An 11,273-nucleotide genomic window follows, 5' to 3' on the forward strand; every position below is an offset into this window, starting at 1 on the left:
TCATGGACCACATTGTTCGCGGCGTACTGAACTTTCGCAAAAATGTTTACCCGGAGCACAAAGACCTGTTTGGCGCTCTGGCAGATAAACAGAACCCGGACGTATTGTTCATAACCTGCTCAGACTCGCGCATAGACCCGAATATGGTCACCGGCTCGCACCCGGGCGATCTGTTTATTTGCCGAAACGCAGGAAATGTGATTCCTCCGCACAGCAATGAGACCGGGGGCATGACCGCCTCGACGGAATACGCGGTCGCTGTGCTGGGGGTTCGCCATATTATTGTCTGTGGCCACACAGACTGCGGCGCAATAACCGGGGCGCTGGACACGCCCTCGCTGAAAGGCCTGCCCCACGTGAAGGAGTGGCTCGGGCACTGCCGCTCCGCTATAGAGATTGTGCGGGAACGGCACGGCATTCCCATTGATGAGTGCCTGGATACAAAATATCTGAACGAGGCAATTGAGGAGAATGTGTTGCAGCAGGTGCAGCATTTGCGTACCCACCCGGTGGTGGCTGCAAAACTTGCCACCGGCAAGATTGAGATTCATGGCTGGGTGTACGACATCAAATCCGGAAATATCCGTTGCTGCGGCCGCGATAGCCTGCAATTTAAAGAGTTTGAGCAATATTATGCCGATGAAATTGCCCATCTCGATGAAGCCTGAGCCTATTTAAAAACTCCCGCATCATAAGGCCCCGTAACCCCGGGGCCTTACCTGTCACCTCCCTTGACCGCTATAGACTAATAACACAAAAGTCTAAGCGAGCATCTTCTTATAGCCACAAACTCTCTGATACAGTTGCCTGACTCATTTGCACACCTGCAATGCCTGATATGGCAACGGAAGACCATGACTTCATACAACCTGACACACCTGAAACAGCTGGAAGCGGAAAGTATTCATATTATCCGTGAAGTGGCCGCCGAATTTGATAACCCGGTAATGCTCTACTCTATCGGCAAGGATTCAGCAGTGATGCTGCACCTTGCCCGCAAAGCCTTTTATCCGGGCACCCTTCCCTTTCCCCTGATGCACGTGGACACCACCTGGAAGTTCCGGGAAATGATCGAGTTTCGCGATCGCAAGGTAAAGGAATACGGGCTGGATCTGATTGTGCATACCAATCAGGACGGTGTTGACCAGGGTATCGGCCCCTTCACCCACGGCAGTGCCAAACATACGGACATCATGAAAACCCAGGCGCTCAAGCAGGCGTTGGACAAACACGGATTTGATGCCGCGTTCGGGGGTGCCCGCCGTGACGAGGAAAAGTCCCGGGCGAAGGAGCGGGTGTATTCATTCCGCGATGAATACCACCGCTGGGACCCGAAAAACCAGCGCCCGGAACTGTGGAACACCTACAACGGCAAGGTGAACAAGGGCGAAAGCATTCGCGTATTCCCGCTGTCCAACTGGACCGAGCTGGATATCTGGCAATACATCTACCTGGAAAATATTGAAATTGTCCCCCTGTATTACTCCGCCGTGCGCCCGGTGGTGGAGCGGGATGGCGCTCTGATTATGGTGGACGACGAGCGTATGCCGCTGAAGGAAGGGGAAACCCCTATGCAAAAATCCATCCGCTTCCGCACCCTTGGGTGCTACCCGCTGACCGGCGCTATTGAATCCGAGGCGGATACTCTGCCAGAAATTATTCAGGAAATGCTGCTGGCCACCAGCTCAGAACGCCAGGGCCGCGTGATCGACCACGACTCGGCCGGCTCCATGGAACAGAAAAAGCGCGAAGGGTACTTTTGATATGTCACACCAATCTGATCTCATTGCCGACGACATTCAGGCCTACCTGAAGCAGCACGAGAACAAGGAACTGCTGCGCCTGCTCACCTGCGGCAGTGTCGACGATGGCAAAAGCACCCTCATTGGCCGCCTGCTGCACGACACCAAAATGATTTACGAAGATCACATGGCGAGCCTGAAAACCGACAGTGCCAGAATGGGCACCACCGGCGACCGGCCCGACCTGGCCCTGCTGGTGGATGGCCTGCAGGCGGAGCGTGAGCAGGGCATCACCATTGATGTGGCCTATCGCTACTTCTCCACCGACAAACGCAAATTCATCATTGCCGACACCCCGGGGCACGCCCAGTACACCCGCAATATGGCAACCGGTGCCTCCACCGCCCAGGTGGCCATTCTGATGATTGATGCCCGCCATGGCGTACTGACCCAGACCCGCCGGCACTCCTTTATTGCCTCGTTGCTGGGCATTCGCCACATCGTGGTGGCGGTGAACAAAATGGATCTGGTGGACTACAGCGAAGACCGCTTCAACGAAATCCGCGAAGACTACCTGGCATTCGCCGCCCGCCTGGGCCTGAAAGACATTCACTTTGTGCCCATCTCAGCCCTGGAAGGCGACAACGTTGTGAACCGGAGTAACAATACCCCCTGGTTCAGCGGCCTGGCTTTGATGGACATTCTCGAAACCGTTGAAACCGGTCGCGACAAGAACCTGGAAAACTTTCGCTTCCCGGTGCAGTACGTCACCCGCCCCAACCTGGACTTCCGCGGGTTCTGCGGCACCATTGCCTCCGGTATTATCCGCCCCGGCGATGCGGTAATGGCCCTGCCCTCCCGCTCAGTCAGCACCGTTAAGGACATTGTTACGTTCGATGGCAACCTGGAGGAAGCTTACATTGACCAGGCGGTCACCCTGACCCTGAAAGACGAGATTGATATCAGCCGGGGTGACATGCTGGTAAAACCGGACGACGTGCCCGACGTGGGCAACCGCTTCAAAGCCACCATTGTATGGATGACAGAGGCGCCGATGCACACAGGGCGCCTGTACGATCTCAAACTTGGCCCCACGTCCACCTCCGGCACGGTGCGTAAAATCCATTATCAGACCGACGTGAACACCCTGGAGAAACACCCGGAACCGGACCTGCTGCAGGTAAACGAAATCGGCCTGTGTGACCTGACCCTGAGCCAGCCCATTGCGTTCGACGCCTATCCGCATAACCCTGCCACCGGCAGCTTTATTGTTATTGACCGACTCACTAACGTAACCGTTGGCGCCGGCATGATTGAAGGCCTGGCAGAGACAACCGGCACCCTGGAACCGGTCAGCCCGCAAGAGCGTGAACGCAGACTGGCGCAAAAACCCATCATCATCGGCTGCGCTGGCAACCAGGCATCCGCGCTTGCTCTGGCCGTAGAGCGCGCTCTGTTCGACCAGGGCAAAACCCCGGTGATCCTGAGCGAAGATAACGCCGGCAACGCCAGCGAGCGCCAGCAGACGGCTCAACTACTGACCGCCCACGGGCTGATTGCGATTGTTATAAACCCTGACGCGGGTATGGCCGAGGTAACGATAACCGCCGACAGCACGGAAGAAGTGTCTGGCACTGCGCTATCGTTAGTTCAGGATCTGGTGCGCAATAGAGAGATCTGATTCTTTATAAGACTGAAAGCAAAGAGGAGACCGCGGGGCGGGGTGTCTTTTCTTCTGGAAAAAGCAACTCGCTGCGCTCAGACATCTTTTTCCGGCAGAAAAGACACCCCACCCCACGGTTGCCGGACTGGCAGTCATTCGCTTTTTAGTCGTGAATGTATTATTTGTCCGTGGCAAAATCAGCAGCCCTGAAAATTCTATTCAGGGCTTTTTTGTTTTTATCTATCCGGGGTTTTCTGTTTATGGCTATTAAATATTTGCGCACGGCTTTTTCCAGTCAGTACCAGCCGGGACAGCCTGCCCGCCTTAAGTCCGGCGAGGCACTGCAGGAACCGGGTGGCGATTACGAGGCGCTTCATAAACAGATGAAGCGCCTGTTCAACAGCAAGCCGGGTAAGAAGTATGGCCGCTTTTCCGAGGATATCGGCGAGAGCCCGGTGCAAAGCTGGCTGAAGGATTACCTCGAGGAGAAACAGACCTTTGCCTCATTCACTGATCGCCTGTTTGGCCAGTGGCAGGAGCTGCTGACCGGTTGCCAGGAGGAATTTCAGGGGCAGCTGATGGTGGTTCACGAGGCGCTGGCGGATTCGGATGTGGTGTATGTGCTGGTCATGGAAACCGATGGAGCCCTGCGTTTTGACGGTGATCAGGCTCTGGATACCACGGACGTTCTGAGCACCTCGCGATTGAATCTGGCGATGCGTATCGAGCTGGATGACTGGCTGAGTGATACCCCGGCCGAGAACTACCTGACCCTGGTTCACGCCCGCGGCACCGGCGAGCCCGGCGAGTTGTTTATCCGGCTGTGCGGCTTTACCAACCAGGTGGATGTGGAAAAGGAAACCCTGACGTTTCTCGATGCCGTAGAGGCGTTTGCCAAGTCCTCCGAGCCGGAGAAAGCCGGGGAGGTGCGTACCCGGGCCTATGAATTCTGCAAGGAGCAGCATGCTCTGGGTGAGCCGGTTGCCATTGAAGCTTTGTCTGGTTACCTGGATGAAGATCAGCCGGAACGTTTCAAAGAGTTCGCCAACAAAACCACAGAGATGCCGGAAAGCGGTGTGCTGCACCCGGATCACCGCAAGGTGAAGAAACTGGTACGCATTGCGGGTTCTGGCGGTGGCATGAGTGTGTCGTTTTCTTCAGACCTGGTGAATCAGGCGGTCTACTACGACCGGGATCAGGATGCGCTGACCATTACCCGCTTGCCCAAGGCTTTACGGGAGCAGCTGGAGCGGTATCTGGAGAATCGCGAGGACTGATGTTTAGGCTTGGCCTGGCACTTTTCCAAGACAACACTGGTTGCGGAATGATCACCCCGTTATAATACGCAGTTCTCCTTTTCAGCGCGCCCAATCCGGACAGATCAAAATGCCGGGCGCCAAATACATCCAATTGTGTTGAGACTCATGGCCAAGAAGCTGTACATCAAGACCCATGGTTGCCAGATGAATGAATATGATTCATCACGCATGGCCGATCTGCTTAAAAGCGGCGAAGCGGTTGAAATGACCGACTCCCCGGACGATGCCGATATTCTGTTGCTGAATACCTGCTCGATCCGCGAAAAGGCGCAGGAGAAGGTTTTCCATCAGCTGGGCCGCTGGAAAAAGCTGAAAGCCAAAAACCCCGAGCTGGTGATTGGCGTGGGTGGCTGTGTTGCCAGCCAGGAAGGCCAGGCGATTCTTGACCGGGCGCCTTATGTGGATATGGTTTTCGGCCCCCAGACCCTGCACCGCCTGCCGGATATGATTTCCGAAGTGCGTATGAAGGGCGACGGCGTTGGCGTGGTGGATGTGAGCTTCCCGGAAATTGAGAAGTTCGACAACCTCCCCGATCCGGGTGCGGATGGCCCTTCGGCGTTTGTGTCCATCATGGAAGGCTGCAGCAAGTACTGCACCTTCTGTGTGGTGCCCTATACCCGGGGCGAGGAAGTCAGCCGGCCGGTGGATGATGTAATTGTTGAGGTGGTGCACCTGGCCAGCCAGGGCGTGCGTGAGGTGAACCTTCTGGGGCAGAACGTGAATGCCTATCAGGGTGAGACCCACGACGGCGACACCATGGATCTGGCGGAACTGATTACGGTGATCGCCAGCATCGATGGCATTGACCGTATTCGTTACACCACATCCCACCCGGTGGAATTCACCGATGCCATGATTGACGTTTACGAGCAGGTGCCGGAGCTGGTCAGCCACCTGCACCTGCCGGTTCAGAGCGGTTCAGACCGTGTTCTGGCAGCAATGAAGCGCGGTCATACCGCTCTGGAGTACAAATCCAAGCTGCGCCGTCTGCGCAAGATTCGTCCGGACATCAGCTTTTCTTCGGATTTTATTATTGGCTTCCCCGGTGAAACGGAGAAAGACTTTGAAGACACCATGAAGCTGATCAACGACATCGGCTTCGATATGTCGTTCAGCTTTGTCTACAGCGCCCGCCCGGGAACACCTGCGGCCGATCTGCCGGACGATACGCCCATGGAGGTGAAGAAGCAGCGCCTGAAGATTCTGCAGGACCGGATTAATCAGACGGTGATGGATATCAGCCGTAAAATGGTTGGTTCAACACAGCGGATTCTGGTTACCGGGCTGTCGAAGAAGGACCCGGGGGAGTACTCTGGTCGTACAGAGAACAACCGGATTGTAAATTTCCGGCATGAGAATCCGGAGGTTGTCGGGCACTTTATTGATGTGGAGATTGTTGACGCCTACACGAATTCCTTGCGGGGCGTGCCTGTTGATTCGGCGCTGTATTAAAGCCTGGGCTCGCATGTGTTTCACAGTCTGGAGTGTGAGAGCGGTGGATGTGGCCGCCCAAAAACCGCTGCGAGCACATCCATGTGCGCTTGGCTGCGGCCATCCCTGGCCGCAGACATTTTTGGGCGGCCACATCCACCGCTCTCGGCAAACCTGAGTGCAGCATGCCGACAAGCCGAACCTGCTAACTCTTTTTCATCTCGCTGATACATCAATGCTCCTTTTGCAAACAAACAAAGCCGCACTACTTGTTTTTTGCCTAGCGGCCTGCACATAGTTTAAACAGGGGTGGAGCAGGGTGCGCTTCCCAAAAACGTGGAGCGCCAGGGATGGCGCGACCGAGCCCTACACGGACGTATTCACGGGCGCTTTTTGGGAAGCGCACCCTGCTCCACCCCGCAAACACTGCAGTCAGATCTGCACCCAGCCCAGGCGGGATTCCACCAAAACCGGAGAAAATTTGAACACCAACGATTCCAGACAATTTGATTTGCACCCGGCCGACCAGCGCAGGCTCACGACCCTTTGCGGGCAGTTTGATGAGAACCTCAAGCACATTGAGCAGCGCCTGAACGTTTCTGTGACCCGTCGCGGGCACCACTTTCGGGTCGACGGTGAAACCGACCATGCCGCCGCCGCAGTGGAAGTCATCCGGCATCTGTACCGGGAAACAGCCGCCACTGACGATATTTCACCGGATACCGTGCACCTGTATATCCGGGAAACCGGGCTTGAGCGGTTGCCGGAGGATGTGCCGTTTGATGGGGCTGTCACCACCATCAAAACCCCCAAGCTCAAGGCCAAGCCCCGGGGAGCGAATCAGCAGCGGTATGTGCATAACATCCGCTCCCATGATGTGAACTTTGGCATTGGCCCTGCGGGTACGGGTAAGACCTGGCTGGCTGTGGCCTGTGCCGTAGAGGCGCTGAAAGACGAGCAGGTGAAGCGGATTCTGCTGGTGCGGCCGGCGGTGGAGGCCGGGGAGAAGCTGGGCTTTCTGCCCGGGGACCTGGCCCAGAAGGTGGATCCGTATCTGCGGCCTTTGTATGACGCTCTGTATGAAATGCTTGGCTTTGAACAGGTAACCCGGCTGATTGAGAAAAGCGTGATCGAGATTGCACCTCTGGCGTTTATGCGTGGCCGGACGCTGAATAACTCCTTTATTATTCTGGATGAGAGCCAGAACACCACCCGCGAGCAGATGAAGATGTTTCTGACCCGGATCGGTTTCGGGTCTACGGCGGTGATCACCGGCGATACCACCCAGGTGGATTTGCCGCGGGGGCAGAACTCCGGGCTGATTCACGCCGCGGGCGTGCTCAGTAACGTCACGGGCATTGGTTTTACCCGCTTTGAGGCCAAAGATGTCGTTCGGCACCCTCTTGTTCAGCGAATCGTGGAAGCTTACGATTCGTTTGATGACGGGAGCGGTCAGAAACAGTGAGTGTGCTGACAGTTGATGTGCAGAATGTCTTTGACGGCCCCGGGGTGCCCTCGGACGAGGAGCTTCAGGTATGGGCTCAGGCGGCCTGGCTGGGGCAGGATGCATCCGAAATTACTGTCCGTATTGTCGGTACTGACGAGAGCCAGGCTCTGAACCATCAGTACCGGGGCAGGGATAAGCCTACCAATGTGTTGTCCTTCCCATTTGAGGCCCCGCCGGGTATAACGGTGGCATTAGCCGGAGATCTCGTTATCTGCGCTCCGGTGGTGGAAGACGAAGCCCGCGAGCAGCATAAGCCGCTTTCAAGTCACTGGACACACATGGTGATTCACGGGATGCTGCACCTGCAGGGTTATGATCATATAAACGATAAAGACGCAGAGGCCATGGAGTCCCTGGAAATCCGGTTACTGTCCCGTTTCGGAATCGGTAACCCTTATATACAAGAGGAAACGGTAAAAGACTCATGAGCGACGATCAGTCGAGTCGCAGTCAGGGCTCCAACAAGTCCTGGCTGGAGCGTATTTCAAGTGCTTTCTCCGATGATCCGGAGTCCGTTGACGATGTGCTGGAGGTGCTGCGCAGCGCCGAATCCCAGGGCATAATCGATGCAGACGCCATGAGCATCATTGAAGGTGCCATGCAGGTGGTGGACATGCGGGTGGATGAGATCATGATTCCGCGCTCGCAAATGGTGACGGTTCGCGCTACCCAGGACCCCATCGAGTATCTTGACGAAGTGATCCGCTCGGCCCACAGCCGCTTTCCGGTGATTGGTGACAGCCAGGATGATGTGATCGGTATTCTGCTTGCCAAGGACCTTCTGCCGCTGGCGCTTGATAACGACATGGACTGGTCCCACGTGCGTGAGGTTCTGCGCCCGCCTACGTTTGTTCCCGAGAGCAAGCGCCTGAACCAGTTGCTCAAGCAGTTCAAGGAAAACCGCAACCACATGGCCATTGTGGTGGATGAGTACGGCGGCACTGCCGGCCTGGTGACTATTGAAGATGTGCTGGAGCAGATTGTCGGGGAAATCGAGGATGAGCACGACTTCAGCCAGGAAGCGCACATCAAGGACCGGGGTGACGGTTCTTTTGCCGTGAAGGCAGTCACACCGGTTGATGACTTTAATGAGGTTTTTCACACCGGGTTTGATGAAGATGATTTTGACACCATTGGTGGCGTAGTGCTGAAGGAGTTCGGACACCTGCCCAGGCGCGGCGAGACGGTTGAGTTTGGCGGTTTACGGTTTACCATTGCCAATGCCGACAACCGTGTCATCCGTCTGTTAAAGGTATCCCGTAGTGAGCAGTGACCGTTCCGCCTCTTCTATTGCCCCGGCCCACCCGTTTTTCTCCAACCGCTGGTCATCTGCAGCCACCCTGGTGGTTGCCGGGGCTCTGCAGACACTGACCTTCTCACCCTTCCACTTCTGGTGGCTTGGGCCGGTTTCCATCCTACTTATTCTGCTGGTGTCTCTGCCGCTGCCGGCGAAGAAGCTGTTTACCGCTGGCTGGTTGACGGGCGTGGGGCTGTTTGCCTCGGGCGCCACCTGGGTTTATATCAGCATCAGTGAATTCGGCAATACGCCAGTGGCCGTTTCGGTTCTGCTTACGGTTATTTTTGTAGCCGGTCTGGCGCTTTTCCCGGCGCTTGCGTTCTGGTTCTGGGGCAAGCTGGCCAAAGTCAGTGCCTGGCGCCGGCTGGTACTTTTCCCCGCCATCTGGATTCTCGGGGACTGGCTGCGAGGCTGGCTGCTGACCGGCTTTCCCTGGCTGTATCTGGGAACCGCCCATACAGACGGCCCTCTGGCAGGCCTGGCGCCTGTGGTCGGCGTGCACGGGCTAACCCTCTGGATAGCAGACAGTGGGGCTGCCCTGTTCGCCGCCGGGTGGCTGATCATCCGCCAGCGCCATGCCGGCGCTGCAGTTGTTGCGGTAATAGCCCTGATCCCCTGGCTTGTTGCACCGGCCCTGAACCGTGTGCAGTGGACAGAGATCAGCACCGAGCCCACCTCGGTGGCCGCCATGCAAGGCAACATTCCCCAACAGATCAAATGGGATCCGGACTTTCTCAAAGAACAGATCGTAACCTATCTGGGCATGACCAACCCGTATTGGGATACGGATCTGATTCTGTGGCCGGAAACCGCTATTCCGATCCCTCAGGATGAAGCGGGGAAAATCATTGAGCATATCGAAGAAAATCTCGGGGATGAAAGTACGCTGATCACGGGGATCCCCTGGCATGGATACAGCGAACAGACCGGTGGTTTCACCTGGCATAACAGCATAACAGCCTTCGGTAATGGCGAAGGGATTTACCATAAACAGAAGCTGGTGCCGTTTGGCGAGTATGTTCCCCTTGAGAATGTGCTGCGGGGACTGATCGGCTTTTTCGACCTGCCCATGTCGAGCTTTACGCCTGGCCCGGAAAACCAGGGCTCACTGGAGGTTAACGGTGCCAGTGTGATGCCGTTTATCTGTTATGAAGTAGCCTACCCGGATTTTCTGGCGCGCAATTCTGTCAGTGCAGATCTGTTGCTGACCATCAGTAACGATGGCTGGTTCGGGGATTCTGTGGGGCCGCTGCAGCACTTGCAGATTGCCCGTATGCGGGCACTGGAAACCGGGCGCTATATGATTCGCGGCACCAACAACGGGGTAACGGCGATCATCAACCACAAAGGCCAGATGACGGCGCGCATTCCCCAGTTTGAGCGGGGCGTGCTTACCGGTGAGGTGTTCAGGGCCAGTGGCAGTACGCCTTATATGTCGACCGCTTCCTGGCCGGTTCTGACCCTGGCTCTGATTTTGATTGTTTTTGTGCGCGAGCGGGTTATTCCCAAAAACTGATTCCGTGATAGTTTTGACTGAGGAGTACTCAGCCAAGGCCGGGCAGCTTTTCAAAACACGCCATGAATACATCCATGTAGGCTCGGCTCCGCCATCCCTGGCTCCGCACGGTTTTGAAAAGCTGCCCGGCCTCGGCTGTCCTGAGTCCGGAAAAAACATACAATTTAGGTGTTCTCGTAAGTACTGGTTATCAGTTTTCTTTCTGCGGCCACCGACTGGTTACGCGCTTGTAGTAATGTGAACCGCAGGCATCACATGGTTTCAGGTGGCTGGTGGAGGTGAGGCACAGCATGTGCTCGCAGTTCAGGCACTGGAACATGCCGGCTGTTGCCACCTCTCCGGCGATGTACTGCCCGGCTTCGTGGCTCTCTAGTTTCTGACGCAGAGCCAGTGTATCTACCAGGGTCTGGTCGGCAACGGACAGCAGGCGGTCTGTCAGCCGCTGCTCCAGCAGTGACAGGTCCAGTTGCAGCCACTCACTGAGCCCTTCACCGGTTTCATCCACAAAGTTTATGAGATGCTCCAGGTCTCTCTGCAAGTAGGCACCAAGAAGGCTGGCTTCGTCCCGGGTCATTTCCCGGAGTTCCTGCTCTGTTTCTATGGCGTTATTTATTTCCTCTTCAAGCGTTTCCAGCGTGGTGTCCTGCACTGTGCGCAGGCGGCTCTGGACCTGTTCAAGCATACGGTCATACGCCTCAAGAGCTTTTCCTGAGAGCTGTTTTCTTTCCGGGTCTGTCATTAGGGATGCCTCGTAATTTGCTTCCGTGGCTGTAGCTTTTGCGTCAGCGTCGGCAGCCG

General features: G+C 56.2%; 10 protein-coding genes. 9 read left to right on the forward strand and 1 reads right to left on the reverse strand.

All coding sequences use genetic code 11. From position 1 onward, the window contains the following. Window positions 1–2 precede the first annotated feature (2 nt). The 9 genes from FFI95_RS13435 to lnt all read left to right on the forward strand — a co-directional run bounded on the left by FFI95_RS13435 (window position 3) and on the right by lnt (window position 10,475). On the forward strand, window positions 3–668 hold the full coding sequence (locus FFI95_RS13435) for a carbonic anhydrase (protein WP_144823359.1): 666 nt from the start codon (window positions 3–5) through the stop codon (window positions 666–668). A 186-nt stretch (window positions 669–854) separates the two neighbouring features. Next, complete coding sequence (gene cysD, locus FFI95_RS13440) at window positions 855–1,763, forward strand: sulfate adenylyltransferase subunit CysD (protein ID WP_144823361.1); 909 nt, start codon at window positions 855–857, stop codon at window positions 1,761–1,763. Between the two features lies 1 nt (window position 1,764). Beyond that, window positions 1,765–3,423: a sulfate adenylyltransferase subunit CysN gene (gene cysN, locus FFI95_RS13445; RefSeq protein ID WP_144823363.1), complete on the forward strand. Its 1,659-nt coding sequence runs from the start codon at window positions 1,765–1,767 to the stop codon at window positions 3,421–3,423. Between the two features lie 242 nt (window positions 3,424–3,665). Beyond that, the gene (locus FFI95_RS13450; protein WP_144823364.1) at window positions 3,666–4,682 is read left to right on the forward strand and encodes a nucleoid-associated protein; all 1,017 of its coding nucleotides are present in this window, start codon (window positions 3,666–3,668) and stop codon (window positions 4,680–4,682) included. Between the two features lie 147 nt (window positions 4,683–4,829). After that, entirely contained in the window at window positions 4,830–6,176 is a 1,347-nt protein-coding gene (gene miaB, locus FFI95_RS13455) for a tRNA (N6-isopentenyl adenosine(37)-C2)-methylthiotransferase MiaB (protein ID WP_144823366.1), read from the forward strand. Window positions 6,177–6,636: 460 nt separating this feature from the next. After that, window positions 6,637–7,620, forward strand: coding sequence for a PhoH family protein (locus FFI95_RS13460; protein ID WP_144823368.1), 984 nt, complete (start codon window positions 6,637–6,639; stop codon window positions 7,618–7,620). After that, window positions 7,617–8,090: an rRNA maturation RNase YbeY gene (gene ybeY / locus FFI95_RS13465; RefSeq protein ID WP_144823370.1), complete on the forward strand. Its 474-nt coding sequence runs from the start codon at window positions 7,617–7,619 to the stop codon at window positions 8,088–8,090. The genes FFI95_RS13460 and ybeY overlap by 4 nt, the downstream gene beginning before the upstream one ends. Next, on the forward strand, window positions 8,087–8,935 hold the full coding sequence (locus tag FFI95_RS13470; protein ID WP_144823372.1) for a CorC family transporter: 849 nt from the start codon (window positions 8,087–8,089) through the stop codon (window positions 8,933–8,935). Before ybeY ends, FFI95_RS13470 begins: the two co-directional genes overlap by 4 nt. After that, window positions 8,925–10,475, forward strand: a complete 1,551-nt coding sequence (gene lnt / locus FFI95_RS13475) for an apolipoprotein N-acyltransferase (RefSeq protein WP_425463065.1) — start codon at window positions 8,925–8,927, stop codon at window positions 10,473–10,475. Before FFI95_RS13470 ends, lnt begins: the two co-directional genes overlap by 11 nt. 190 nt (window positions 10,476–10,665) lie before the next feature. Here lnt and FFI95_RS13480 read toward each other — a convergent pair whose 3' ends face one another. Further along, the gene (locus FFI95_RS13480; protein ID WP_144823374.1) at window positions 10,666–11,214 is read right to left on the reverse strand and encodes a zinc ribbon-containing protein; all 549 of its coding nucleotides are present in this window, start codon (window positions 11,212–11,214) and stop codon (window positions 10,666–10,668) included. Window positions 11,215–11,273 lie beyond the last annotated feature (59 nt).

The organism is Marinobacter piscis, assembly GCF_007671655.1.
In the GTDB taxonomy this organism is placed as follows: domain Bacteria; phylum Pseudomonadota; class Gammaproteobacteria; order Pseudomonadales; family Oleiphilaceae; genus Marinobacter; species Marinobacter piscensis.

Bases quoted from the DNA above. Each gene is read 5' to 3' on its own strand.
- FFI95_RS13435 (WP_144823359.1), top strand. From the start codon at position 3: ATGGACCACATTGTTCGCGGCGTACTGAACTTTCGCAAAAATGTTTAC.
- cysD (WP_144823361.1), top strand. From the start codon at position 855: ATGACTTCATACAACCTGACACACCTGAAACAGCTGGAAGCGGAAAGT.
- cysN (WP_144823363.1), top strand. From the start codon at position 1,765: ATGTCACACCAATCTGATCTCATTGCCGACGACATTCAGGCCTACCTG.
- FFI95_RS13450 (WP_144823364.1), top strand. From the start codon at position 3,666: ATGGCTATTAAATATTTGCGCACGGCTTTTTCCAGTCAGTACCAGCCG.
- miaB (WP_144823366.1), top strand. From the start codon at position 4,830: ATGGCCAAGAAGCTGTACATCAAGACCCATGGTTGCCAGATGAATGAA.
- FFI95_RS13470 (WP_144823372.1), top strand. From the start codon at position 8,087: ATGAGCGACGATCAGTCGAGTCGCAGTCAGGGCTCCAACAAGTCCTGG.
- FFI95_RS13480 (WP_144823374.1), bottom strand. From the start codon at position 11,214: ATGACAGACCCGGAAAGAAAACAGCTCTCAGGAAAAGCTCTTGAGGCG.